The sequence below is a fragment of the Lactiplantibacillus herbarum genome (genome assembly GCF_001039045.1).
In the GTDB taxonomy this organism is placed as follows: Bacteria; Bacillota; Bacilli; order Lactobacillales; family Lactobacillaceae; genus Lactiplantibacillus; species Lactiplantibacillus herbarum.
On sequence record NZ_LFEE01000019.1, the window covers coordinates 33,490 to 58,935 of the forward strand.

Below are 25,446 nucleotides of genomic sequence, written 5' to 3' on the forward strand. Positions count from 1 at the left end.
ACACTTCCTTATTTCTTAATTAACCATGTGATATGTGCCATCATGGCTTTGTATAATTTGCTTGTAAAGATATGGTAACCCGTTTTATTCGGGTGGAAATTATCTTCAGTCGAAATCAGATCATTGGTCTTGTTCTCAGTTGCCAATGCATTGGTAATCGCCTTAGAATTCGTCAAACTAGTCAAGGTCGTATCACTCGCAGCTTGTTTAAGCTTCTTGATCTGACTAGCCGTCTTATACTGACCATGTGACATCGTCCAGTTAATATCCATAAAGTACGCGTCTTTATACTGACCAACCGTCGTCTGTGTCTGGTCATTCCACTGACTGACATAATCAGTAATCGCCGTCACATTTGGAAAATTAACGTAGATTGGATTATAGATACTGAATACGAACATCGGTGCGGATGGATTCAAACTGCGTAATTTATCGAACAGTTTAGTTAATTTAGTAGCATAGGTCGTTTGAGCTTTCGCAACCGTCGCATTATTCTTAGCCGTGTTGCTAGAGGTTAACGACCCTTCCAGCGTTTGGAGTAAATCATTACCACCAACCGTGACGGTCAAGACATCCGCATTCTTAATCTCATTTTGTAAGTCCTTAGACTTCTCAATTCGAGCTAGAATTTGATCACTACGATCACCGGATTTACCCGCATTAGTCGTTGAAACTTTCAGGTTTTGCTTGCTAGTCAAAGTCTGCTTGATCTGACCAACATAGCCACCTTCACTCTTATCACCGATACCTTCAGTCAGAGAATCCCCGACTGCGACTAAACTGATCTTCGTCTTGTGTTGGGTCTTTTTACTACTGGTCTTTTTGGCCGTTTTCGTTGTGGTTGTCTGTGTCGTCGTAGTGCTCTGCGGGTGTAGTAAATACTTAACCCCGAAGTAAGCCGCGCCGGCCACCACAGCCACCACTAAAATCACTTTGATGGCCTCTTTTACTTTAGACATTGGCACCATCTTTCCTGTTAAAATACCGAGCTACAATCGTTAGCGTATTAACCATGAAAGCCAAATGATTGAAAAACCCCAATCATTTGGCTCCCTAAAATCATTCAATCACTAGCTATTATTTAACTATTGTTCGTTGGTCTAAGCGGGCGTCTGCGTGTGGTATTCCACTGCAAAGGCGCCGGGTCCACCGTGCGTTGCAATAATTGGAACGGTTGGTTGGACACTAACCTTCAAGCTTGGTAACGCTGCTTGTAAACGCGCTTTATACTCTTCGACCCGTTCGGTAGCCCCAACGTGTGAAATGGCAACTTCAACCACATTAGGTGTGGCGATAATGTCTTCCAAGACCTTGTCGAAGAACTTGTTAATGGCTTTAACCCCACGGCCCTTCATCTTGACATCAAGACTACCATCGTCAACTTCCAACGCAATCTTGACGTTCAACAAGGTACTGATAGCACCAGTCAAACGACTGATCCGACCACCAGCAACCAAGTTATTTAAAGTCATCACACCCATGAACAGTTTGGTATGTGCTTGAGTTGCGTGCACTTGATCAATCACGGCTTGCTTGTCCGCACCGCTCTGAGCTAGCTTAGCAGCCATAACAACTTGAAAAGCCATTGCCCGATCAGTTGTACGGGCATCAATCACCGTTACATCAGTCTTCGTAATCGAAGCGGCTTGTTCAGCAGTGTGAACCGTTCCTGAAATTGCTTCTAACATGTTGATACAAACCACACTAGAACCATCCGCCCCGAGCTTGTCGAAGGTTTCAATAAAAGTTCCTAGTGCCGGTTGGCTCGTTTTTGGTAACGACTTAGCCGTTGCCATCTTCTCGATAAACTCATCACGAGTGATGGTTTCATCTTCTACATAAATCGTGCCATCAATCATGACAGTCAACGGAATCACGGTAATATCGTATTGTTTGACCTCATCCTCCGTTAAATTTGCCGAAGAATCGGTCACAATCTTGATTTTCGTCATACTTTGCCACGCTTTCTTATGCTTGTAACGTTTAAGTAACCGTTACAATAAATTAATGCTTTCAGTATAGCAGAAATCTCACTCAGTTTCACGGTTACAGCCGAATTAACGGCGTTTAAAATCGTCAAACGCGAATGGATAACTATTTTTTTCGTCAACCACGCCATCTTGATGCGCAACCAGTTGCCACTGGTCGTAATCAATATTAGGCATCCATGTATCGCCAGTAAAGGTATGTGCAATCCGCGTCCGGTATAAAAGATCCGCAAATGGTAACACGGCTTCAAAAACCACCGCGCCACCAATGACAAAAATCAAGTCATCCGGATGTTGCGCGTTTAACGCCTGCAGTGCTTTTAAATCATGCAATTGTTTAACTTCCTCAGGTAACGATAAGTCCTGTCGTGACAAGACCCAATTCGTTCGCCGCGGTAATGGCCGTTTGAAACCTGCAAAGGTCTTGCGCCCCATTACCACGTCGTGTCCAGTCGTCAGTGTCTTAAAGCGGTGCATATCGGCTGGTAGGTGCCACGGTAACTGTCCCTGATTGCCAATTAACCCATTAACATCTTCGGCCCAAATCAATGCAATCATCAGCGGCCTCCTAAATAGCGACCGGCGCTTTAATTGCCGGTGCGGGATCGTAACCGACCAGTTTAATGTCACTCATCTGGTAGTCGAAGATACTGTCATGCGCACCGCTGAGTTCCAATTGTGGTGCCTCTTTGGGTTGTCGTTCTAATTGCAGTTTAACTTGCTCGAGATGATTTTTATAGATATGAGCATCACCCAACGTATGCACAAATTCGCCAACTTGTAAGCCAGTTTCCTTTGCAATCAAATGTGTCAGCAAGGCATAACTCGCAATGTTAAACGGCACGCCTAGGAAGACATCTCCCGAACGCTGGTATAACTGACAAGAAAGTTTACCATCCGCCACGTAGAACTGGAACAGCGTGTGACAAGGTGGTAACGCCATACTAGGAACATCCTCTGGGTTCCACGCAGAAACGATCAGGCGGCGTGAATCCGGATTTTTTTTGATCATCTCGATCACGTTTGCATCTGATCAATCGTTTCGCCATTACGGGTCTGCCAATGACGCCACTGTGCCCCGTAAACATCACCGAGATTACCAAACTTAGCGGCAAATGCGTCATCATTTAAAATCTGGTCATCAAACGACTTCATCTGTTCCTGATAGACGGGTGCAAAGTCCGCATCATCCAAACGGCGGTGTTCAAAGTTCGTCATATCTGGCCCCGTGTATTCGGCACTCGTTACCCAATTCTTAAAAGCCCATTCGTCCCAAATGTGATTACGGTGCTTCAATAGGTACTGAATATTGGTATCGCCATGCAAGAACCAGAGCAACTCGCTCTTGATTAAGCCAAATGGCACTTTTTTAGTTGTCAGTAATGGAAATCCCTTTGAGAGGTCAAAACGCATCTGATAACCAAAAACACTGTAAGTACCCGTACCCGTACGATCATCTTTGTAAGTCCCGTGATCTAAAATCGTGCGAACTAATTGTAAATAGCTATCTTCTAACATTTCGTCATCCTTTCAGGCTTGTGCGTATTGACTCAAATAATCCCAACGATCCATCTTCTCATCAATCTGAGTTTCAGTCTCAGTTAATTCTTTTTGTAAGTCAGCTAACTTACCATAGTCACTGGCGTTAGCGGCCATCGCTTCTTCAAGTTCGCCCTTATGCTGATCGAGCTCTTCAATTAGACCTTCGATTTTGTCATATTCGAGCTGTTCAGCGTAGGTCAGTTTGACCTTTTCCTTAGCTTGTTTAGCAGCTGGTTCGGCTGCGTCTTCAGCAACGGCTTTTTCTTTGGTTGCTTTAGTCTCAGTCGCATCCGCCTTAATGGCCGTCTTTTGATCCTTCAAATAACTTGAGAAGCGTCCTGAATACCGTTCAATGTGACCTTGACCATCAAAGATCAATAGTTTGGTTCCGACCTTGTCTAGGAAGTAACGGTCATGGGAAACGGTAATGACGGTCCCTGCAAAATTATCCAAGTAGTTTTCCAAAACGGTCAACGTCCCGATATCCAAATCGTTGGTTGGTTCATCCAATAACAAGACATTTGGCTGTTGCATCAGTAGCTTCAGTAAGTAGAGTCGTCGTTGTTCGCCACCCGATAATTTACGGATAAGGGTTCCGTGCATTGAACGTGGGAACAAGAATTCTTCCAGCAACTCAGTTACGGAAACGTGTTCGCCCTGCTTATTGAGAACCGTTTCACCAACCGTCTGTAAGTAGTTAACGATCCGTTGATCACCTGGGATCGGTTCCGTCTGTTGCGTGTAATAACCTAATTTAACGGTCTCACCGATTGTGACCGTCCCGCTGTCTAGGGGCAATTTGCCGGCAATCACATTCAATAGACTCGATTTACCGGCACCGTTGACCCCGGTAATCCCGATCCGATCATTAGCTTGGATCAACATTGAAAAGTCGTCTAAAATCGTCTGCTGCTCAAATTGTAAGCTAGCATCTTTCAATTCAATAACTTTTTTACCTAAACGTTGTTGTCCCAGTGAAATATCGACGTCACCGTCAACTTGCAACGTATTCAGATTATCCTTCAAATCGTTGAAGCGGTTGATTCGGCCCTGTTGCTTCGTGCTACGAGCAGGCGCCCCAGCACGCATCCAAGCCAATTCTTTTTTATATAACTGCTGTTGCTTGTGTTCTGCTGAAATATCACGGGCCACCCGTTCAGCCTTAGCTTGCACGAATGCTTGGTAGTTACCCGTATATTTATGCAATTCACCAAATGAGAGTTCAAACATCTGGTTAGCCACTTGGTCTAAGAAGTACCGATCATGAGTTACAACGATTAAAGCACCCTTATAACTGGTCAAATAATTCTCCAACCATTCGATAGAATCGAAATCCAAGTGGTTGGTCGGTTCGTCCAACAGCAATAAATCGGGTGACTGAATCAAAACTTGCGCCAATCCGACCCGCTTCTGTTGGCCCCCAGACATATTTTTAACCGTCTGGGTCAAATCAGTAATGTGCAACTGCGTTAAGATCGTCTTAACGTCACTTTCAACCGTCCACGCATCTTCTTGGTTCATCCGTGCTTCCGCATCAACGTAGGCTTGTTGAGTTGCTGAATCTTCTGGACGATCCGCGTAAGCTGCTAACGTCTGTTCATAGTGTCGAATCGTACGAAAGACTTGCTGACTCCCAGCTAAGACGGCATCGATCACCGTCAAGTCTTGATCTAATTCTGGCCGTTGTTTTAAATAACCAATTGTATAATTCTTTGGTGTCACTAGTTGACCGTCTTCTGGTGCGGTCACGCCTGCTAACACGTCCAGTAAATTAGTTTTCCCGGACCCGTTAACCCCAATGACCCCAATACGATCATGTTCATTGACGATAAACGAAATATCGTGAAATAAGGTTTTCTCACCATAAGTTCGGGTCAGATTTTCTGCTCTTAAAGTTTGCATGTTTACGATCCACCCTTTTTTTACATCATTAGTTCTATCTTAGCTAGAAATCAAGTAAAAAACAACTGACAAACGTCCATTAAGATGCGTTATCACGGTTAAAATTTTCTTAATCGGATTTATTTAGTTACACCTTGTGCTAATTGAACTCATCTAGGTAACCACGCTACCTATTTTGCCTACCAGGATGTCCTGCCAATGTTAGAATACCCCTCACGGCTAGATATTAGTCAAAGACAGTTATGTGCGCACCTAATTTTTAAACTGACTGATCATGATTCCAAAATTCAGAATAGTATACAATTTTTTCGTTAAACAGAATATATCCCCCCAAAAAACTGACTGGCGATCGCGAAACAATTGTCAGCTAATTTTTTGAAATAATAATCAAGCAATTTAAATCTAGGTAAAACATTATTAATATTTGAGGCCTGATTAGCCGTGAGGGGTAGTCTGACAGCGTTCATCCATGAAATTACACTTAGCTGAGTGGTTTTTGCAGGTTAGTGTAAGGCCGAGTATTTTGAGATTGCTAGCGGGTTGTGCTAGTGAGCTCAAAATCGTGCCCATGGCGTTCCAGCGTTGTCCAACCACCCCGGTAGGCGGATAAATCCGCACATATCATATATAGGACAAGGGACCCATTACTGAACTATTTCAACCATTTCGATCAATAACGACAGAAAAAACTCCCGAAAGTTATTTTTCGGGAGTTCACTTTAACTTAAATTTAGTTTTTATGATCACCATAAACATCAAAAACGGTTCGTTTGTAATCAACAACTAAGTGTAATTTACCATCACTGGTCATCGCACTAGTCTGATAAACGTTGTCGATACCGTCAGCATCACGTGGTTTGAAAGGCAAGTAAATCTGTTCACTGCCCCGTTCATCACCGAAGAGAATATCAATCTTTTCAATGTCTTGATAGTGGGTGACCCGTTCAAACATACCGCTTGAAACGGATGACAACAACGTCGTTTCAGGATCAATGGCGTCAGCATCTGGCTTAAACTCTGCCTTGAATGATTGACATGGATGAATAATCGTCATCTTGCCACCCTTGATCCGGCCATAACTCGTTGTTACCCGGCCAATCCATAAATCAGAAATGTCTGGGTGGTGAACCGTCCAAGTATCACCATTCCGGAAATGAAATTTCAATGCTTCTAATGCACGTTCCATTTATATCACCTCATTGAATTAGTTTCACCTTAATCGTAACAGATTCATAGAAAATATCAATGGTTTTTTGTATCCGCTGCCATGCGTGCAAAGTCAAGCAAAGCGTCCGTTTGATTATTCACTTGACCATCCACAACGGCTCGTAAACACGCGGCTAAAATCGTGCCCATCGCTGGTCCTGGTGTCACCAATTTTTGTTGCACCAAATCGCCACCGTTGATTGCCAATTCGTGCTTATCGTGAATTGGCAATGCCTCATAGGATTGCTCTAACACTGCTTGATCCTGGCCAAAGCCTAGAATCGTTGCAACCTGATTAGCCGTTGTGAGCGCCGCTAAGCCCGCTGAAAAGTTCTCGTAAGCAGTTAGCTGTCCACGTTCTTGTAACGCACTGAGCGCCTCAATAGCCGCTAGCACGTGGTTAATCAGTTCATTACTGGTCTTCCACGTCTTTAGCAACTTGCGAATAGCGGCTTCATCCGTTGCATCCATCAGCCATGCTAGCAGTGTCCAAGTACTTTCAATCGTTGGCAAATGCCATGCGGGTAAGGCAATCAGTTGATCTAACATCGCCCGTTGATCCGCCATCTTTGGCATGTACTGATATAAACCCGTTGTTAACAAGCTCTGTAATCCACGTTCAGGGTGTTGCCCCATCAAGAGCTTTTCCCATTCAACACGGGTCCGTTCAACCGCGATCTTCGTCAACAACGTGGCATTATCAGCAACAGCTTGTTCCGTCTGTGATTCAATTGAAAAATCAAGCTGACTGGCAAAACGCACGGCCCGCATCATCCGTAACGCATCTTCGTGGAACCGTTCTTCGGCTACCCCAACCGCGCGCAAGATACCCGCATCAAGATCCGCTAACCCATCGAACAAGTCGATCACTTCACCGGTCGCCGTCATTGCCAGCGCATTGATTGTAAAATCACGCCGTTGCAAGTCTTCTTTTAGTGAGCGCACAAACGTCACTTGGTCTGGTCGGCGAAAATCCTGGTAACCAGACTCAGTCCGAAAAGTTGTCGTTTCATAGCCGTTACCATGATCCAAAATCATCACCGTACCGTGTTCGATACCAGTATCGACCGTTCGCTTGAATAGACTCTTAACTTCTGCTGGAAAGGCACTGGTTGCAATATCTACGTCATGCAAAGGTTTACCCAAAATCGTGTCGCGAACACAACCGCCTACAAAGTACGCCTCAAAGCCGGCCGCCGTAATCGTATCAATGACCGGTTTTGCCGCCTGAAACTCAGCCGGCAATTCGCTCAAGATCATAGTAAGTTCTCCAAACCGACGAAGAGTTCGTGATACTGGTTAACCTTTTCAACGGCAACCTTGACCCCTGACATGAACGAGATTCGATCAAAGGAATCCTGACGAATCGTCAAACCTTCACCAGGACCACCGAACATAACTTCTTCGTGAGCAACCAAACCAGGTAAGCGAACGGCGTGAATCCGCATGCCTTCGTATTCAGCACCCCGGGCACCTGGTAAAGTTTCAGTTGCGTCAGGATTACCCTGTTGCTTAGGTTCGCGAACTTCCGCAATCTTCTTAGCGGTACTGATAGCTGTCCCACTTGGTGAGTCGATCTTATCATCGTGGTGCATTTCAATAATTTCAACGTCTGGCATATACTTAGCAGCTTGTTGGGCAAATTGCATCAATAAGACGGCACTGATCCCAAAGTTAGGAGCGATTAAACCACCCACTTGCTTGTCTTTAGCCAATGCTTGTAATTCAGCAACTTGTTCATCAGTCATCCCAGTCGTCCCGATAACAGGTGAAATGCCATGGCTGATGGCAAATTTAGCATTTTCGTAAACTGCGGTTGGAATCGTAAAATCGATCCACACCGTTGCATCCGTTTTAATTTGAGTTAAATCGTGGAATGCGGGAACATCTTGACCCTTAAAATGCTCATTCTCACCTAAATTTTTGTCGGTACTGCGGGCATCATATACACCCACTAATTCAAAATCTGGTGTATCAATGACCATTTGTACAGCGGTACTACCCATGCGGCCCTGATAGCCGGCTACGATTACTTTTACCACAATAAATTCCTCCTCAAGATTAATCTAACTTATATTTTAGCAGACAATGGCCCACTTATGCAGGGAAACTCCTGCCAAATAACTCAGTCACCTAAAAACTAGCTACAAAACTCAGACTAAATTCGCTTTATAATCCCGGAATCGGCTCAACTAGCAACGGCTGATCCTGATTGTTATAATACGTGACTTGCTTAGCGACTAAATCGCTGGTCCACCGTGGGACACCCGCAGCTCCTGCCAACTCACAGAAACGCTCAAAGTCAAAATCACCAGCTTGGGCACCCCGAACAGCGGCCTTAATTTTAGTCGCATCACCGTTAGCGGCTACCGTCTGTGGGACACCATTCAGTTGAAGATCCACGTGGCTGTCATCGTCAAAGTAGCGGTACTGACCAGCTGCGACTAAATAATCGTATCGAAGTACACCAAGTTCATTAAAACGGCGCATTAAGGCTGCAAAGCCACTGGCATCACCTTCAGCTTTTACAGCAGTTTCAATATCATTGTAGTTTAGTGTCATGGTTAACCTCCTAATTGCTTTAAGACTAAACTACCAGCTTTAAGTCATTTCAACCATTAAAAAGACTGCCAAATAATTAGCAACCAGACAATCAGCTTGCAAATATTGCCGTGGCATCAACACTGATTCCAGTTTTGAAATTGCAACCTGTCGCCGAGTAAAACCGCACCAAATAACTTATAGCGTATATTTCAACACTAAAACTATTACAAAAATTAGCAGCTGCTTCAGAATATTTAAAATTCTGAAGCAGCTGCTAATTTTAAGTTATATCTCTGATACTTACGACAAGTAATTAACCTTAGCTTTTATTTTAAAGCAGCCCGTAGCTGTTTAACTGTTAGCTCGGCCGTCGCTTGTTTCAAGTAACGTTGTTGTTCAACTTTAGACGCTTGCGGATGCTGCTTCACGTATGCGACCAGCTGTTGCTGCAAGGCTGTCTTTAATTGCTGCGCTTGCGCTGTACTCGTTTTGACTTGACTCAACTGTTTAGCTTGAGCAGCCGTCAAGACTAACCAAGTCTTTTTGGGTACCGTCACTACGACATGCTTACTGATCAACTGATTCTGTGCCTTACCGACTTTCAGCCAGTATTCACCCGCAGCTGAACGCCAACCCCAGTGCGTTGTCGTGATCTTAACAGTCGCTTGCGTCACATCAGCTTGACGATAAGTAGCGTGTACTTTAACCGCATTGACCACGTCGCTAGTGTCTGGCACAAAATGTGGCGTCGCCTTAGTAGCGTCAGCGCTAGTTTTATAAACCATCACGTAACGTCCTGACTTAGTTCCTAACTGTTTCGCAATCAAAAGCCCGGCTGGTGACTTCGTACTACCGGCAGAATAGATCTGCTGGTGTTCCACCGTTGTCACTTGGTGCATGCCCCAATGGTACTTGGTTGAAGCAATCAGCATCCCCGAACTGGCCACTAACGCCACCAATAAAACACCACTGATCGACCAGCGCCAAAAACGTGCCGAAATCAGCGTAATACTAGCAACTGTGGCCGCAGCTAAAATAACAACAATCCAAATTAACATGATTTTAAGCCCCTTTCTTAACGGTTGATTTTTTCGTTAACCAAAACGCTAGAATGATTCCGGCAACGGCGAAACCCAGACCAACGATAAAGGCAACTTGAAACCCATCCATGGAAGCCTGCAAGTACTTATCCGCATATTTCAACGGATCAGCTAGTTTTAACGTGTGACTTGGCTCATGATTATTGATCACATTTTGTGTAATTGAAGTTAGTACAGCTGTCCCAACCGAAGACGCAATCTGCCGTGCCGTATTATTCACGGCAGTCCCATCCGTCGTCTTGGCTAGTGGCAAAGCAGCCATCGCTTCCGTCGTCAATGGCATTAAGACTAGCGCAATTCCGACCATCCGAATCGCATACATGACGGTAATCATCATCGTTGACGTCGACATATCGATATAAGCAAACGGTAGCGTCCCGACAGCCAGAATACTAAAGCCAGCGATCGTTAACCGTTTGATACCAGCAACGTCATACAATTTACCCGCAATTGGCGAGAACAAGCCCATCAACAGCGCTCCCGGTAACAACGCTAACCCGGAATTGAGTGCCGTTAACCGGTGAACATTTTGCAAATAAGTCGGTAACATCATTTCGACGCCCATCATCGCCATCGTTGCTAAGACCATTGTGATCGTTGTCAACGTAAATCGGCGTGACTTGAAGACCCGGACATCTAAGAATGGTGTTTCTAAGTGTAACTGCCGGTAGACTAAGATTGTAATCAGAATCACACCACCAACGATCGGCGCGACCACACTTGACAAGTCACCCCAACCATTTGCCGAGACGTTCGTGAAGCCCATGAGGAACAGGCCAAAACCAATACTTGAAAGCACCAGGGACCACCAATCAAACGTCACTTTTTCGCGTTTAACGACGTCCTTGATAATGAACGGACACAATACGAACGCAATGGCGATCACGATCAATGGTAAGTAGAAAATACTGCGCCATGAATTAGTTAAGGTAAAGCCTAAGATGACGTGGTTCTTATTCAAGATCCAACCAGTCAAAGTTGGTCCTAAGGCCGGGGCCATCCCGACAACTAAGCCCATCAGCCCCATCGCCATACTGCGTTCATTTTTGCCGTAGATATTGATAATAATAATCTGCAGTAATGGGAACATGATTCCCACGGCTAAGGCAGCCACTACCCGTCCGATAACGAACATGAACCACATTGAATTTTGAGCGGGCGTAAATGCCGAGATCGCAATCCCAACCATCAAGCAACCATAAGCGACCATCGATAAACTGCGGACGGAAAACCGTTTGATCAGGGACGCCGAGACCGGCACCATGATCGCATTCGCTAATAAGAACCACGTCGTCGCTTGTTGCGCCGTACTCAGGTTGATGTCAAAGACCGTCATCAAACGTGGTAACGCTGTTCCTAACGACGTCTGCATCAGTGCAGCAGCAAAGGTCGCAAACAACGTTAGCGTCAATAATAGCCCACGATGATAAGGCTGACCGTGAATATCTAAATGTTGTGTGTTTTTCAAAACTAATTCCCTCCAATGATTTACAATGAACGATTTTCAATTCTAATCATTCAGACCATTAACTTGAAGCACAAAATAGCACAATACGTCTTATTTTCAACAAATTGTGCTATTTTGATGTATGCTTATGATTACAAGTCAGAAAGAAGGCAATGCTATTTTGGCATACACACAAAAAACGACCTACACACGCCAACAGATTAGTGACAGTCTGCTACATCTTTTACAGACTCAAGATTTTAATACGATTACGGTCAAACAGGTCGTCGATCCGATTCACGTTGATCGCAGTACTTTTTACCGCTACTTTGAAGATAAGTACGACCTATTAGCACAGACTGAACAGCAGGTCTTAGACGAGATCGACACGTTACGACTCGATCTACATGTTGAAAGTAACCAGCTGGCTGATCACTCACAAGAAGCTTTATTGATCATCGCTGACTTTTTTCAAAGCCACGCGCCCGTTCTACGAGGATTATTTAGTCCACATAGCCTGCCAACTTTTGAAACCAAGATGACCCGTCAATTAAGTGTCCGGTTCAACCAAATCTATGAACCGCCACGAACAAGCCAAGTCAAACTACTGCGTGACACCTTGATCACCATTGTCATTACCGTTTTAAAAAATTGGGTCTTGCATCCAGCTGATCTAAGCATGCCTGAAACATTACTATTGCTTAAATCAGCGTTGGACCACGGTATCATTCCCACTTTGAACGAAAAGTTAGCTTAAAATTACAGCCAGGTGCTAATGTCAGCCATCTAGATAAATTGAAAAAACCACCTGAGTTGGTATTAATCCAACTCAGGTGGTTTTTTCAATGCTTGATAATTACTTAACCGCTAAAATTTTGTTACTAAACAGAACAAAAGCACTATGCAATCGTTGTACAAAACGAACAGCTACCTAAAAATCGGTATCACGACATAAATTAATGCAGTATTCGTATCAACTTGTCCCTAAATAAACGCTAAAGATAATTACTTGAATAGTTACCGCAGCTAAGAGGCTACCAATTAGGAACTGACTAATTAGAAATCGTCTAGCAGATACTAGTTCAAATTCATTTGAAGCCGTTTCTTTCCAATACGTACGTCGATAGCGTCTCAATGAATTACTGCAGAACCACATTACAAGAGAAGCAACACCAACGATAGTAGTTGCCAAATATGGCGTCTCTTCATATATCAGCACTTGCCCCGAATTCATTACTACTAAAATGAATACTGAAAGTCGTCCAAGTCTGGACATAACTGTTAATTTATATTTCTTATGAATTGGTTCCATTAAAAATTGTGCTCTAATCTTTCGATACTTTTTGTATTGCCAAACCGGGGTATTCGTATGATATTGTCTAATGACAAAGGTCCCAACGAGTCCTGCAATAAGTAAATAAAGTAAAACACTAAGATCTATTAAAACGCTTATTTCATTCAACCCAATACCCTGCATTATCACAGCTCCTTTAACTATTACTTAGACTCCTACTAGTACAAATATACTAATTGATCCGTCTTCTAAACTGACGCCATTCGTTTTAAGTAACCGACTTTATTATGAACTCATTCACCGGACGAACAAGTGCTTTTACACAAATTCAAATAACTTTCACAAATCGAACGCATTTAAGACATGAAAATCCGTAGCAGCTTCACACTATCAGTTCGCATTTACTTGAAGCGACATCCATTTAGACTCAAGTAATATATAAAACTATTTACGCTGAAGTTCTAATACAGTCGAACTAGCCTTGATTGCCAACACAAAAAGGAACCAATTCAAAAGAATCGATTCCTTAATCAAATAGCTTTAAATATGATTCATTAACCTCACTAGATCAACGTATCAATCGTACTGAGCACCCCGTCATGATTATTGTCATGCGCCGTGATGTTAGCCGCCGTCTGCTTGACCGGTAAAATGCTGTTGCGCATGGCATAACTGTGATCAGCTTCACGCAACATTTCTAAGTCGTTACCGTTATCGCCAAACGCCGCCGTTTGACTGGCTGATACCTGCCAATGATCTTGTAAATAAGCCAACCCGACCGCCTTATTAACGTGTGGCGGAATCACGTCCAGACCGTTGCCACCACTGACCGTCGCCCGTAAACGCCCATCAAAATATTGATTGATCAATTCCGCGTGCGCATCAGCATCCGTATCTTGCCAACTAAAAGTCACTTTGTAGATGTGGTCATCGACTGCCATCAGTGACGGTACTACCTGCAATTGGCTCAGAAAGTAGCGCATAATGGCACTGTCATCCTGTGGCCGAATATAAGCTGCCCGTTTACCAGACATCGAAATCTGAGCCCCCACTAACGCTGGTTCATCCGCAACAAACTGTAGGAGTTCTTGGTACAACTCTCGTGGAATCAAACTCTCGGCCAAAACATTACCGTGATTATCAATGACTAAGCCGCCATTTTCTGCCACGTAAGTCAGCTCACCGGTAATGCCGTCAAAAACGTCAATACAGTGCTGTAACTGATTCCCACTGGCAACCACAAAGTGCTGGCCCTGCTGATTCATCTGGTTCAATTGTGCTTGGAAACGGTCATGATCAAATTGATGGTCATCCCGTAAGAAGGTCCCGTCCAAGTCGGTGGCAATAATTGCTACTTTCACGTTAAAAAGCTCCTCACCTAGTTTGATTAACTCCATTCTACCAAACTTGGAAGTGTTTTCAACTAGTAGCCCTGCTCCTCGTAATCTTCCATCATCGCGACCATCTCACCGTCATCAGGTTCGATTGCTAGGTAGTTCCGCAACGCTGCTACCGTGCTTTCGATCATACCCGCTTCACGGAAGAAGTAAATCGCTGGCTTCAAGAAATCCTTGTTATGTTCAAAGAACGGATAAGCGGCTTCGTAATTATCCTTAGCCGCTTGGAAATGATCCAACCGGTCGTTAGAAACGGCCAAATTCCAATAGAATTGGGGATCAAATTCGTTACTCTGCAAGTATTGATCCAGCAAGTCGATATTATCTTGGTAACGTTCTTGCTGTACTAACAAGTTGGATAATTCCAACACCGTCGTCAAATTATCAGGGTCGATGCTGAGACCTTCACGCAGATACTTCTCAGCTAGTTCAGGATCGTCCGCCTTTAAGGCCAGCCGAGCTGTCCTCAAGTACAACTGTTCATTATACTGATCGACTGATAGCCCTTCCTGTAACGTCAACAACGCCTGATCAGGCTGTTGCAACTGTTCCTGAGCTTCGGCCAAGTATGGATACAGTGACGCGTACTGTGAGTCCTGTTCACGTAACTGATTGAACATATCAATCGCTTTTTGTTGTTCACCCAGTTGTAAATAGGTAAAGCCCAATTCAAACTGACTGTCTGGTGTTAAATCAATCGGTTTAATCTGCTCAAGATAGCCGACTGCCTGTTCAAAACGCCCAGCTTCCGCGTAAGATACCCCTAGACGTTCAACGAGATTAACCTTAGAGATCTCCACCTGGCCCTGTTTAATTAAGTCTAGGTAGAAACTGACCGCTTGATGATAGTTCCGAATCAAGAAGTAAAATTCAGCCAACGCAAATTCCACAATTGGTTCATCAGGATCTAATTGGTAGGCTTCCTTTAATTTCTGTTCGCTAACTTCGAATAATTCTTGTGTTTGGTACAAGTCAGCTTCAACTAACAACGCTTGAACGTAGGCTGATGAATCCGGCTTGACTTGCTCTAAATAATTCAGCGCCAAATCCGTATCGTCTTCATCAATCGCAATATCAGCCAAGCTCGTCCGAAGATCATCTTCTTCAGGATACTTGGCCAATAATTTTTTATAAGTGCGTTCAGCCTGCTTTAAGAAGCCCAAACCGTAGAGTTCTTCCGCAAGGCTGTATAACGTGTCGTCATCATCTTTACGTAACGCCCACGCAAAGTGCTTATTGGCCGTTTCAATTTGCCCATTCGATAGTGCCGTAAGCATCTTTTCTGAATAACTCATTACACCCATCCTTTAATACCGCTGGCAGCATTCCTGTGAATCACTATCAGCAGTTCATTATATTTATTAGATAGTTATCCTAGTAACCTTCACGCTGAGCTAAAACATGCTAGTAACGTAGCTGAACGTGAATTACTAATTCATAACCTGACATACTATCATACCGCAGATGACAACAAAAAAGCCAGTATAACGGTTGTTATACTGGCCTAAAGCTTGCACTTTAGTTGCAATTATTTAACTGCATCCTTTAAAGCTTTACCTGGCTTAAATGCAGGTACTTTGCTTGCTGGAATTTGGATTTCGTCACCAGTTTGTGGGTTACGGCCCTTACGAGCAGCACGTTCACGTACTTCGAAGTTACCAAATCCGATTAGTTGAACCTTTTCACCCTTTGCAAGAGTGTCTTGGATTGATGCAAAAACTGCATCTACTGCAGCAGTTGCGTCTTTTTTAGTTAAGTTAGTTGCAGCAGCAACGTTGTTAACTAATTCAGCTTTGTTTGCCATGTGTGTTTCACCTCCCTGTTAAAGAGTTAAGATGACCCCGTTTTAGCGTGATCAATCTAGATGATCATTCTTGAGTGGTCCAAAAATGAGAGAAACGATATTGCATCATTTCTTCATCAAAGATAGCATAGGAATGCTTTAATAGCAAGCTTTTTTAGGGTTTTTGACTAAAATCCAGCAAATAGATGATAATCGTTTACATCAGTTAAACAATATGCTAGAATGCCGGTTTTACGCGCTTTAGCCTACTTACGACGTCGTTCGATCATATGGATCGGTGTCCCGGTGAAATCAAAGGCATTTCGGATTTGATTTTCCAAGAAGCGTTCATATGAAAAATGCATCATATCAGGGTCATTAACGAAGACTACAAACGTTGGTGGCTGAATAGCCACTTGCGTTGCGTAGTAGACACGAAGCCGCTTACCGTTATCACTAGGCGTTGGGTTCATCGCAATTGCATCCATAATCACATCATTTAAGACGGATGATTGGATTCGACGCATATGGTTGACGTTAACCGTCTTGATGAGTTCTGGTAATTGTGATAATCGTTGATTCGTTTTTGCTGAAACAAAGATAATTGGTGCATAGCTCAGATAAACGAATTGATCACGAATATAAGCTTCAAACTCTTGCATCGTGTGGTTATCTTTCTTAACTAAGTCCCACTTGTTAACGACAATGATAATCCCTTTACCAGCTTCATGAGCATAGCCAGCAACCCGCTTATCTTGCTCACGGATACCTTCTTCACCATTAATGACGAATAGGGCCACGTCACTGTTATCGATCGCCTTAAGCGCCCGCATAACACTGTAACGTTCCGTATTTTCGTACACTTTACCCTTTTTACGAATTCCGGCCGTATCAACCATGACGAAGCGGTCACCGTTTTCATCAGTAAACTTCGTATCAATAGCATCACGAGTCGTTCCGGCAACATCCGAAACGATAACCCGGTCTTCACCTAATAAAGCGTTAACGATTGATGACTTACCAACGTTAGGACGACCAATCAAACTGAAACGAATCGTTCCAGGTTCATCATCACCAGTATTTTCAGGGAAGTGTTTGACAACGGCGTCTAATAGATCACCTAAGCCTAAACCATGCGCACCTGAAATTGGGAATGGATCGCCAAAACCGAGTGAGTAAAAGTCATAGACTTCACTCCGTAGTTCAGGGTTATCGACCTTATTAACAGCAAGAACAACCGGTTTATCTGACCGATAAAGAATCTGAGCAACGTGTTCATCGGCGTCAGTAACGCCTTCCTTCATACTTACAAGGTAAATGATTACGTCAGCTTCATCAATAGCCACTTCGGCCTGCTGCGTAATCTGCTTAATGAATGGGGCGTCATCAATCTCGATCCCCCCAGTATCAATCAAGCTAAATTCCTGTCCGAGCCACTCACTATTCGCGTAGATACGGTCACGGGTTACCCCTGGCGTATCTTCAACAATTGAGATTCGTTCACCAGCAATTCGATTAAAGATAGTTGATTTACCAACGTTTGGTCGCCCAACAATGGCGACAACTGGTTTTGCCATGCTAATTCCTCCTTTACCACAGACGTAACGACATAAACGGTCGTTAGCCGTGTGTTGCTAAGTTGGACCATGGCCCAACCTAACTAAGCTTAAAAATCCTAAAAAAATATCCTTCAAGGCAAGCTTGAAGGGTATTTTTAATCAATCAATGATTAGTTTTCATCATTGTTGCTTTCAGCGTTCTTCAATTCGTCACCGATCAAATCAGCTAAAGTAAATCCAGTTGATTCTTCTGGGGCGTTTGCCGTTGAACGTTCGCTAGCAGTCCGGTTGTCGCCCCGGTTATTGTTACGACGACGGGAGCAGCAGCGCGACGTTCTGGTTGGCTTTCATTGTTGTCGTCTTCAGCAGCTTCTGGCTTTTCTTCCAAAGCTTTGATTGATAAAGCTAAACGCTTTTCATCAGGACGAACATCTAAAACCTTAACCTTAATTTCTTGACCAACTTTTAAGACATCATTTGGTGTTGCGATGTGTTGGTGTGAAATTTGTGAAATGTGAACTAAACCTTCAACGCCAGGGAATACTTCCACAAAGGCACCAAAGCTAGTCAAACGTTTTACTTTACCATCAAGAACGGCACCTTGTGGCGCTTTTTCTTCAATACCATCCCAAGGTTCTGGTAAGGTAGCTTTGATTGATAATGAAACACGTTCGCGATCTAAATCAACAGATAAGATCTTAACCGTAACTTCTTCGCCAACCTTCAAAACATCAGCTGGTTTTTCAACACGGTCGTATGAAATTTCAGAAACGTGAACCAAACCATCAATACCGCCAAGGTCAACGAAGGCACCAAAGTTAGTCAAACGAGCAACTTTACCTTCAACCACAGCACCGGCTTCAAGCGTCTTCATAGCTTCTTCACGTTGAGCTTCGCGTTGCTTTTCAACAACAGCACGGTGTGATAAGATCAGACGGTTTTCGCTAGGTTCGATTTCGATAATTTTAAGTTCAAGTTCTTGACCCTTGTAAGCGTTCAAGTCTTCAACGTAATGATCATCAATCATTGAGGCTGGGATAAAGCCACGAACGCCAGCGTCAACGACTAAACCACCCTTAACAACTTGTGTTACTGGAGCTTTGATCGTGTGACCTGCTTCGTATTCTTTTTCAACGTCGTCCCAAACTTTGCGAGCTTCTAATCGACGATGTGACAGTAAGTAACTGCCGTTTTCCTTGTCGCTACCAATCCGAGAAATGACAACCAAGTCCAATACATCACCGACTTTAGCGGCTTCATTGACGTCATCGACCCGTGATGTTGATAATTCTTTGAAAGGAACAACCCCTTCAACACCGGCACCTTGGATCCCAACAATTACTTGTTTGTCATCATCAATTGCTAAGACTTCACCCTTAACAACATCACCGATGTTTACTTCTTCAACGCTATTTAAAGCGTCTAAAAGTTCATTTTTCTCTTGACTGTTTTCGTTTTCACTCATGCAAATTTCCTCCTGTCAACAATAACTCTAACGTATATCATAGCTGAAAACGCAATGAAAAGCTAGCTAAAAGCACTAAGTTAATGCAATTAGATTGTTGAACTTTGTTTTTTTATTATTTCAGCGATTGTTGAGACCACTTCATCGATCGACATAGGTGTCGTATCAACAAGGATTGCATCCGCTGCTTGGGTCAATGGTGACACTTTGCGCGTTGAATCTTTATGATCGCGTAATTCGATCTCAGCTTGCAACTGCGCAAGGGGGGTGTCGATCCCCTTCTTAATGTTTTCGGCATAACGCCGTTGAGCCCGCTCAGCTGCTGAAGCCACTAAGAAAATCTTCACTTCAGCGTCCGGTAACACGGTTGTTCCAATATCACGGCCATCCATGACAATCCCACCAGCCGTTGCCATTTCGCGTTGTTGATCGGTTAAGATCTCTCGCACTCGTGGCAAAGCGGCAATCGTCGAGACATTATTAGTCACGTCTGGTTGCCGAATGGCAGCTGTAATATCTTCCTGATTAGCAAAGACCAACTGGTCCGGCTCACCTGGTTTGAAACTGATCTTTAGTGATTTCATAGCTGCCATCACAGCAACTTCATCAGCTAAATCAATCTTTTGTTGCATGGCCCAGTATGTGACTGCTCGGTACATTGCACCAGTATCCACATAAATATAGCCAAACCGTTTCGCAACGAGTTTGGCTACGGTACTCTTACCAGCTGAAGCCGGCCCGTCGATGGCTACTTGTAATAACGCTTGCTCAGCCATTAATCATACCTCACAATCTACCAAAATCGTGTTTTAACGGACACGTAACCGTTGTCCTGCTGAAATCGTTTCAGTCGAAGATAAACCATTAAGTTGCATGAGCTTATCCACAGAGATTCCTGCATTCGTAGCGACTCGGTAGACCCCTTGGCCAGCCTCTACCGTGACGTACTTAGTATCAGATGAAGACGATGATTCTGAGGAGCTACTACTACTGCTAGCACTGCTGCTCTCAGTACTCGCACTCGTTTCAGAACTAGCAGCAGCCTTTGAACTGGCTGCTTTAGAACTAGCTAATGCTAAGCTACTACTCTTAGCGGCCGCTTTTTTAGACGCCGCAGTAGCTCGTTTTTTACTAGCAGCTGCCGATGAAGATTTACTATCAGCAACGCTACTAGATTTTTTCGAGCTGGAACTAGCAACTTGTTCAGTCTGTTGCGGATTATTGAGCGAATTCTTTTTCACCAAAAAATAACCAATTGGTGCTAAAGCGAGCAACAAAATTAAAACCACAAGAACCGTGGTTAACGTTGAATTACTACTATCCTGTTTACGTTTCTGAGTCCGCGATAAATTGCCCGAGTCATCCCGATCGTCTTCAAAAGTTTTGTCCCAAGGTTTATTCTTTTGGGGCTTTTCATTATCATTTTTTTGACTCATAGGGGGTTCCTCCTCAAAAAACTTTCATCCAATATTGTAACATAACCCTGAATTGATTTCTTTAAAAATTTGGTAAAAACAATTGAGCTAACAACTGGGTCCAAGTTACAGAAGGTTCAGCTGGTACATCTATCGGCACTGCTAGTCCCAATGCTGACAAGGGCAACGCATCTCCTGGCAACTGGCAACAAGTGTCCGTATGAGATGGTGCCTTCTCATCAAAATAAGCTAACATAACCGCCCGACGACATGTCGGTGTATTCACGTAGTTCATAAGGACGTTTAGTTCCCGTTCTTTAGTTCGTTGTCGTTGTCCAAATAAATCAGTTACTGTTTCAACAGGTACGCCACGTTGCCAATAAAACTGCAAAACTTCACTAACTGCCGTTGTCGGTGGCAGCTGGTGTTCAAAGCGTTGCTGATCACGAGCAATTTCATTAGGCGTTGCTGCCGTCAAATCATTCAGACTCCGAACCAAATTTTCATCACCCGGAACGTATAAGATCACAGCCAGTGCCGGTTGACTGTCCCGACCGGCCCGACCGATTTCCTGAACGTAGTCAGCTAACGTGGTTGGTAAATGATAGTGAATAACGACTCGAATGTCAGCCTTATTGATCCCCATCCCAAATGCTGATGTCGCACAGATAACATCCAATTGTCCCGCCATAAACTGCTGCTGAATTTTAAACCGATCCTCAGCTGATAGTCCCGCATGATAAGCAGCTACACGTAAATCCGTTGTCGATTGTAACCACTCTGCAATCAGATCCGTCTGCCGTTTAGAAGTAAAGTAAACGATTGCCGGGCCTGATACCGTCGTCACTAATCGCTGCAGCGCCTCACGTTTAGCCGCCTCATCAGTCAATGATTGAACCCCTAAGTAGATATTCGGACGATCTACTGAATAGCAGATCTGCTGAGCATTAGGAACTCGTAACTGTGTCAAAATATCTTGGCGCACTTGTTCAGTAGCGGTTGCCGTCAGCATCAGTGTTCGCGGTGCCCCCAACTGCTGACGCATCTCTCCAAGTGCCCGGTAGTCCGGACGAAAATCAGGGCCCCAAGTTGAAATACAGTGAGCCTCATCGATGACTAACAACGCCAATGGCACTTGTTGCAATGCTGCTTGCACGGTCTCTTGATTAAGCATCTCCGGTGAAACGAATAGAAATTTAAGTGCTGACAGATTCGTCAACAAGCGTTGTTTAGTCCCGTAATCTAACTGCGAGGTCAGCGCTGCTACCTGTTTTTCACCCTGATAATTCAACCGCGCCACTTGATCTTGCATCAGTGAAATCAACGGTGATACAACCACAACTAAACCAGGCATCACCGTCCCAACCAATTGATAGATCAAGGACTTCCCCGTTCCAGTTGGCAAGACCGCCAGCACGTCTTCACCGGCTAACAGTTGACTAATAACCGCTAACTGTCCCGGCCGAAACTCATCAAAACCATATTTAACCTTCAATAAGTGATACAACTCGGCATCCGTCATGCTGACACCTCCTGTCGACATCGCATAATTTGAAACAATCGAAACCAGAAGAAATCCAGTTCTGGCAACTGATCTTGAGCCTGTTGAAATTGCCAGCTAGCAACATCCGACTGCTCTTGAAAGATCGTCGTTAACTGGGTTACTACTGCTGATGATAATAACCGTTCAAACGGAAAATCTGGCATTAAAATTGCGGTTTCTAATAAGTGTTCACGAACAGTACTGAGCTTGAGCTTCCGTTGCCGTGCAATCACTTGGACATCCGGTTGCTGTAAAAACGTCTGGTACGTCTGCCAAGCACTTTGACTGATTGCAGTAGCTTGAATCAAGGGTGCCAGTAACGGCCACAGTGGCTCCGTTTGATGCTGTTGTATCCACAATACCCACTGACACATCAGGTCTTTTCGGATCATCCATATTTCCAATGGTTGCCGGTCAAATTGCTCCGCTAACTGTTGATCCGTCCGACCTGGTAGTTGATAGCCCGTCAAACCCATGACAAAAATAGTCGCTAGGTCTGAGTCGAGGGTGGTCAAAAAGTCGTTCAGCGTCTCATACAACCGTTTTCCAAGTACAGTCATCGGTTGACGAGATGACCGCAACCACTGTTTAACCGTCGCTTGAACACCCGGATCAGAAGTTACCGGATAATACCGTTTCTCTGCGTGAGCACCTTCAGAAATAACTTGTAACGCCAGCTGACTCACTCGCTCAAAACGCCGGACATCAATCGTCTGAAAGGCTTGAAAGGCTTGGGGTTGATATAGTGTCGTTTGCAACTGTTGCTGCCGTTTCTGGCCAGCCAGCGTTAATTGCCAGCTACCTTCCGTTGTACTAACTAGCAATTGATCAGCTTCAAGCGTCGCTACTACAGCCATCAAGGTTTCTAAATCGACACCATGCCAACTATCTAACAATTCCAGACAGTTAGCCGTTAAGCCTGCAAACAGGGTTGAAACTGTCCGCCGACCGCGTAACACGTTGAAGACTCCTTTTGCCCGGCGCGGTGTGGTACTGAATAGTAATAACACATAGTCTGCTAGCACGTTGTCACCCCTTTAATTTTTGTAGCATAGCACATGCGATGCCAAATAAAAAGGGCTTCACTAAGCAATTACGCAATTAGTGAAGCTCCTCATGATAATCGTTTAAATTCGACTCATTAACTGGTTGTGATCACCCAGCCATTTTGCTAGTCGTTGGTAAACTAGCCAGAAGACACCGCCAACCAGTAATCCTTTGATCAGGTTAAACGGAATTACCGCAACTAATACCAATGTGTTCATTGACATGCTCAGCTTCATACCCATAACTTGCAAATAGAATGGCAGTACAAATGTTACGTTAGCTAACGACTCCACCACTACTAGTCCCAAAGTCGCTAGACCAATCGCAAGTGGCATCCGCCACTTAGGATTACCATGGTAGTAACGTAGGATCAATGCAAAGACAATGATCAGTACCGCTGAACCCAAGAAGCTGGCCAGTGAGCCAATCAAATCATAAACCGCGAATCCGAGCATGGCCGAATGGAGCACCAACTTGATCAGGGTGATCACAAAGGCCCCACCCATCCCAAAAAGAAATAGACCAATTAGAATCGGAATATCCGAAAAATCAATCTTCATCCATGGCGCTACCGGTAAGATTGGAAACTCCAGTAACATTAAAATATACGCACAAGCACCGAGTAAGGCTATGCCCACTAGTCGGTGTAACGTTGTATGTTGCATAAAACGTACCCTCCTATGGGTCATCTTCAATGAACCTCATTGCCACTTTTTCACAAAAAAAGACCGTCCAATAACACACTTTGTCATCCGGGCGGTCTTACTTGCAACGTTCAGCAAATAAGCTCGATCTTCTTTATACCAGACTTTACTGTCGACTTTGGAATCGCACCAAATCACTATGCCTAAACATAGGTCGCGGGTTATTACCGCCGGTCGGGAATTACACCCTGCCCTGAAGATGAACCAATTATTTATTTTTACAGTTATATTCTAACGGCAAACCACTAAAATTGCAAGCGCTATCGTTCACCTTTTAACTTACTAATTTCAAGTGGCTTTAATTTCCGGTATTCGCCAGGTTGTAAACTCTGCAAATCCAAGACACCGTATCGTTCTCGTCTCAACTTAGTTACGGGATGCCCCACGGCTGCCAACATATTTTTCACTTGGTGATTATGACCTTCATGAATCGTCAATTGGACCAAAGCATTCTTTTTCTTATGATCACTATCTAACAAGTTAGACTTAGCAGGCGCCGTTTTACGACCGTCAATCTCAACACCTAACCGTAATTGACGTAAGTCAGCGTTAGTTGGAACGCCTTCAACCTTTGCCAAATAGGTCTTCTTCACTTCATACTTCGGATGGGTCAACCGGTTGGCAAGTGCCCCATCGTTGGTCATAATTAACAGACCAGAAGTATCATAGTCTAAGCGACCGACTGGATAGATCCGTTCCGGAACGTCTTTAAAGAAGTCCATTACCGTTTTACGGCCTTTTTCATCGTCCACCGTCGTAACAACCCCGCGTGGTTTATAAAATAAGTAATAAACCAATTTTTCGGCGTTTAATGGAACCCCTTCAACTTCGACGTGGTCACTAGGTTCAACTTTGAACCCTAGAGTGGTCACAGTCTTACCATTGACTTTCACGTAACCAGAAGTAATCATCACTTCTGATTTACGGCGTGAAGCGATTCCCGCCTCAGCCATTACTTTTTGTAATCGTTCTGCCATTATTTTTCCTCGCGTTCTGCTTGTAATTTATCCTGAAAAGCCGTCAAAAATAAATCTGCTTCTGGTGCTGGGTGTTCGGTATCGCTCAGCGCAGCTAAATCAATCGCTGGTAAATCATCCAGTGACTTCAGCCCAAAGTAATCTAAGAAAAACTCCGTCGTCCCATATAAAATCGGCCGACCAGGTTCACTCAAACGTCCCGTTTCGGTAACTAACTGTCGCAATACCAATTTTTGAATCGTTGAGCCACTGTGGACCCCACGAATTTCATCAATTTCAATCCGCGTTAGTGGTTGTCGATACGCAATGATTGCCAGCACTTCCAATGAAGCCTGTGAGAGGTTCGTTGTTAACGGTGCTTCAAAATACCGTTTTAAGACGGGGGCCACCGTTGCCTTAGTCGCTAATCGATAAGTATTAGCCGTTGACAGCACCGTTAGCGCACTCTCATCATCTTGATCATACTTCGTTGCTAAACTCGTTAGCATCGTTGTAATGGCGGGTTTAGCAAAACCGGTCGCATGTTCAATCTC

Annotated in this window: 24 protein-coding genes, 1 pseudogene and 1 riboswitch; of the genes and pseudogenes, 1 reads left to right on the forward strand and 24 read right to left on the reverse strand. The window is 44.1% G+C overall.

The annotated features are described in order from the left end of the window. Positions 1 to 8: 8 nt before the first annotated feature. From ACG95_RS06505 to ACG95_RS06555, 11 genes and pseudogenes are all read right to left on the reverse strand, one after another. On the reverse strand, positions 9 to 959 hold the full coding sequence (locus tag ACG95_RS06505; RefSeq protein ID WP_047999753.1) for an SGNH/GDSL hydrolase family protein: 951 nt from the start codon (positions 957 to 959) through the stop codon (positions 9 to 11). Positions 960 to 1,100: 141 nt separating this feature from the next. After that, a complete protein-coding gene (locus tag ACG95_RS06510; protein ID WP_047999754.1) occupies positions 1,101 to 1,952 on the reverse strand; it encodes a DegV family protein in 852 nt (283 codons plus the stop codon). A 105-nt stretch (positions 1,953 to 2,057) separates the two neighbouring features. Beyond that, positions 2,058 to 2,546 (reverse strand): dihydrofolate reductase, encoded by a 489-nt coding sequence (locus tag ACG95_RS06515; protein WP_047999755.1) that lies wholly within the window; start codon positions 2,544 to 2,546, stop codon positions 2,058 to 2,060. Positions 2,547 to 2,556: 10 nt separating this feature from the next. Further along, a pseudogene (locus ACG95_RS06520) lies at positions 2,557 to 3,506 on the reverse strand (thymidylate synthase). Between the two features lie 12 nt (positions 3,507 to 3,518). Then, entirely contained in the window at positions 3,519 to 5,432 is a 1,914-nt protein-coding gene (locus tag ACG95_RS06525) for an ABC-F family ATP-binding cassette domain-containing protein (protein WP_047999756.1), read from the reverse strand. Between the two features lie 730 nt (positions 5,433 to 6,162). Then, entirely contained in the window at positions 6,163 to 6,618 is a 456-nt protein-coding gene (locus tag ACG95_RS06530) for a hypothetical protein (protein WP_047999757.1), read from the reverse strand. A 56-nt stretch (positions 6,619 to 6,674) separates the two neighbouring features. Continuing rightward, positions 6,675 to 7,898: a CCA tRNA nucleotidyltransferase gene (locus tag ACG95_RS06535; RefSeq protein ID WP_047999758.1), complete on the reverse strand. Its 1,224-nt coding sequence runs from the start codon at positions 7,896 to 7,898 to the stop codon at positions 6,675 to 6,677. Further along, complete coding sequence (gene dapB, locus ACG95_RS06540; protein ID WP_047999759.1) at positions 7,895 to 8,680, reverse strand: 4-hydroxy-tetrahydrodipicolinate reductase; 786 nt, start codon at positions 8,678 to 8,680, stop codon at positions 7,895 to 7,897. The genes ACG95_RS06535 and dapB overlap by 4 nt, the downstream gene beginning before the upstream one ends. Before the next feature lie 127 nt (positions 8,681 to 8,807). Next, positions 8,808 to 9,200, reverse strand: coding sequence for a DUF1398 family protein (locus tag ACG95_RS06545; RefSeq protein ID WP_047999760.1), 393 nt, complete (start codon positions 9,198 to 9,200; stop codon positions 8,808 to 8,810). A 308-nt stretch (positions 9,201 to 9,508) separates the two neighbouring features. Beyond that, positions 9,509 to 10,240 (reverse strand): DUF4811 domain-containing protein, encoded by a 732-nt coding sequence (locus tag ACG95_RS06550; protein WP_047999761.1) that lies wholly within the window; start codon positions 10,238 to 10,240, stop codon positions 9,509 to 9,511. 4 nt (positions 10,241 to 10,244) lie between these two features. After that, positions 10,245 to 11,750: a DHA2 family efflux MFS transporter permease subunit gene (locus tag ACG95_RS06555; protein ID WP_047999762.1), complete on the reverse strand. Its 1,506-nt coding sequence runs from the start codon at positions 11,748 to 11,750 to the stop codon at positions 10,245 to 10,247. A gap of 160 nt (positions 11,751 to 11,910) precedes the next feature. Here ACG95_RS06555 and ACG95_RS13985 point away from each other — a divergent pair, with 160 nt between their 5' ends. After that, positions 11,911 to 12,486 carry a TetR/AcrR family transcriptional regulator gene (locus ACG95_RS13985; RefSeq protein WP_160300361.1) on the forward strand — a complete coding sequence of 192 codons (576 nt, stop codon included), beginning with the start codon at positions 11,911 to 11,913 and terminating at the stop codon, positions 12,484 to 12,486. Positions 12,487 to 12,702: 216 nt separating this feature from the next. Here the strand turns inward: ACG95_RS13985 and ACG95_RS06565 are convergent, their stop codons facing one another. From ACG95_RS06565 to scpB, 13 genes are all read right to left on the reverse strand, one after another. Continuing rightward, a complete protein-coding gene (locus ACG95_RS06565) occupies positions 12,703 to 13,206 on the reverse strand; it encodes a hypothetical protein (RefSeq protein ID WP_047999763.1) in 504 nt (167 codons plus the stop codon). Between the two features lie 380 nt (positions 13,207 to 13,586). Beyond that, positions 13,587 to 14,384, reverse strand: a complete 798-nt coding sequence (locus tag ACG95_RS06570) for a Cof-type HAD-IIB family hydrolase (protein ID WP_047999764.1) — start codon at positions 14,382 to 14,384, stop codon at positions 13,587 to 13,589. A gap of 62 nt (positions 14,385 to 14,446) precedes the next feature. Then, on the reverse strand, positions 14,447 to 15,715 hold the full coding sequence (locus ACG95_RS06575) for a tetratricopeptide repeat protein (RefSeq protein ID WP_047999765.1): 1,269 nt from the start codon (positions 15,713 to 15,715) through the stop codon (positions 14,447 to 14,449). A gap of 233 nt (positions 15,716 to 15,948) precedes the next feature. Next, entirely contained in the window at positions 15,949 to 16,224 is a 276-nt protein-coding gene (locus ACG95_RS06580) for an HU family DNA-binding protein (RefSeq protein WP_003640587.1), read from the reverse strand. A 245-nt stretch (positions 16,225 to 16,469) separates the two neighbouring features. After that, positions 16,470 to 17,780, reverse strand: coding sequence for a ribosome biogenesis GTPase Der (gene der / locus ACG95_RS06585; protein WP_047999766.1), 1,311 nt, complete (start codon positions 17,778 to 17,780; stop codon positions 16,470 to 16,472). A gap of 208 nt (positions 17,781 to 17,988) precedes the next feature. Further along, positions 17,989 to 19,227: a 30S ribosomal protein S1 gene (rpsA, locus tag ACG95_RS06590; RefSeq protein WP_173425511.1), complete on the reverse strand. Its 1,239-nt coding sequence runs from the start codon at positions 19,225 to 19,227 to the stop codon at positions 17,989 to 17,991. 89 nt (positions 19,228 to 19,316) lie between these two features. Next, entirely contained in the window at positions 19,317 to 20,003 is a 687-nt protein-coding gene (gene cmk / locus ACG95_RS06595; protein WP_047999767.1) for a (d)CMP kinase, read from the reverse strand. 33 nt (positions 20,004 to 20,036) lie between these two features. After that, positions 20,037 to 20,663: a LysM peptidoglycan-binding domain-containing protein gene (locus ACG95_RS06600; RefSeq protein WP_047999768.1), complete on the reverse strand. Its 627-nt coding sequence runs from the start codon at positions 20,661 to 20,663 to the stop codon at positions 20,037 to 20,039. A 61-nt stretch (positions 20,664 to 20,724) separates the two neighbouring features. Next, positions 20,725 to 22,164, reverse strand: a complete 1,440-nt coding sequence (locus ACG95_RS06605; RefSeq protein WP_047999769.1) for a RecQ family ATP-dependent DNA helicase — start codon at positions 22,162 to 22,164, stop codon at positions 20,725 to 20,727. Then, positions 22,161 to 23,210, reverse strand: a complete 1,050-nt coding sequence (locus tag ACG95_RS06610; RefSeq protein ID WP_047999770.1) for a YpbB family protein — start codon at positions 23,208 to 23,210, stop codon at positions 22,161 to 22,163. The genes ACG95_RS06605 and ACG95_RS06610 overlap by 4 nt, the downstream gene beginning before the upstream one ends. Positions 23,211 to 23,312: 102 nt before the next feature. Next, positions 23,313 to 23,897, reverse strand: a complete 585-nt coding sequence (locus ACG95_RS06615) for an ECF transporter S component (protein ID WP_047999771.1) — start codon at positions 23,895 to 23,897, stop codon at positions 23,313 to 23,315. 122 nt (positions 23,898 to 24,019) lie between these two features. Further along, positions 24,020 to 24,141: riboswitch (FMN riboswitch) on the reverse strand. 55 nt (positions 24,142 to 24,196) lie between these two features. Next, complete coding sequence (locus tag ACG95_RS06620; RefSeq protein WP_047999772.1) at positions 24,197 to 24,913, reverse strand: pseudouridine synthase; 717 nt, start codon at positions 24,911 to 24,913, stop codon at positions 24,197 to 24,199. Beyond that, positions 24,913 to 25,446, reverse strand: a 534-nt coding sequence (gene scpB / locus ACG95_RS06625; protein WP_237756467.1) for an SMC-Scp complex subunit ScpB, incomplete at its 5' end; no start/stop codon positions are given. The genes ACG95_RS06620 and scpB, both read right to left, overlap by 1 nt.

What these genes read in the sequence shown, in the direction of transcription:
- ACG95_RS06505 (WP_047999753.1), bottom strand. Translation starts at nt 959, where the DNA reads ATGTCTAAAGTAAAAGAGGCCATCAAAGTGATTTTAGTGGTGGCTGTG.
- ACG95_RS06510 (WP_047999754.1), bottom strand. Translation starts at nt 1,952, where the DNA reads ATGACGAAAATCAAGATTGTGACCGATTCTTCGGCAAATTTAACGGAG.
- ACG95_RS06515 (WP_047999755.1), bottom strand. Translation starts at nt 2,546, where the DNA reads ATGATTGCATTGATTTGGGCCGAAGATGTTAATGGGTTAATTGGCAAT.
- ACG95_RS06525 (WP_047999756.1), bottom strand. Translation starts at nt 5,432, where the DNA reads ATGCAAACTTTAAGAGCAGAAAATCTGACCCGAACTTATGGTGAGAAA.
- ACG95_RS06530 (WP_047999757.1), bottom strand. Translation starts at nt 6,618, where the DNA reads ATGGAACGTGCATTAGAAGCATTGAAATTTCATTTCCGGAATGGTGAT.
- ACG95_RS06535 (WP_047999758.1), bottom strand. Translation starts at nt 7,898, where the DNA reads ATGATCTTGAGCGAATTGCCGGCTGAGTTTCAGGCGGCAAAACCGGTC.
- ACG95_RS06545 (WP_047999760.1), bottom strand. Translation starts at nt 9,200, where the DNA reads ATGACACTAAACTACAATGATATTGAAACTGCTGTAAAAGCTGAAGGT.
- ACG95_RS06550 (WP_047999761.1), bottom strand. Translation starts at nt 10,240, where the DNA reads ATGTTAATTTGGATTGTTGTTATTTTAGCTGCGGCCACAGTTGCTAGT.
- ACG95_RS06565 (WP_047999763.1), bottom strand. Translation starts at nt 13,206, where the DNA reads ATGCAGGGTATTGGGTTGAATGAAATAAGCGTTTTAATAGATCTTAGT.
- ACG95_RS06575 (WP_047999765.1), bottom strand. Translation starts at nt 15,715, where the DNA reads ATGAGTTATTCAGAAAAGATGCTTACGGCACTATCGAATGGGCAAATT.
- ACG95_RS06580 (WP_003640587.1), bottom strand. Translation starts at nt 16,224, where the DNA reads ATGGCAAACAAAGCTGAATTAGTTAACAACGTTGCTGCTGCAACTAAC.
- der (WP_047999766.1), bottom strand. Translation starts at nt 17,780, where the DNA reads ATGGCAAAACCAGTTGTCGCCATTGTTGGGCGACCAAACGTTGGTAAA.
- rpsA (WP_173425511.1), bottom strand. Translation starts at nt 19,227, where the DNA reads ATGAGTGAAAACGAAAACAGTCAAGAGAAAAATGAACTTTTAGACGCT.
- cmk (WP_047999767.1), bottom strand. Translation starts at nt 20,003, where the DNA reads ATGGCTGAGCAAGCGTTATTACAAGTAGCCATCGACGGGCCGGCTTCA.
- ACG95_RS06600 (WP_047999768.1), bottom strand. Translation starts at nt 20,663, where the DNA reads ATGAGTCAAAAAAATGATAATGAAAAGCCCCAAAAGAATAAACCTTGG.
- ACG95_RS06605 (WP_047999769.1), bottom strand. Translation starts at nt 22,164, where the DNA reads ATGACGGATGCCGAGTTGTATCACTTATTGAAGGTTAAATATGGTTTT.
- ACG95_RS06615 (WP_047999771.1), bottom strand. Translation starts at nt 23,897, where the DNA reads ATGCAACATACAACGTTACACCGACTAGTGGGCATAGCCTTACTCGGT.
- ACG95_RS06620 (WP_047999772.1), bottom strand. Translation starts at nt 24,913, where the DNA reads ATGGCAGAACGATTACAAAAAGTAATGGCTGAGGCGGGAATCGCTTCA.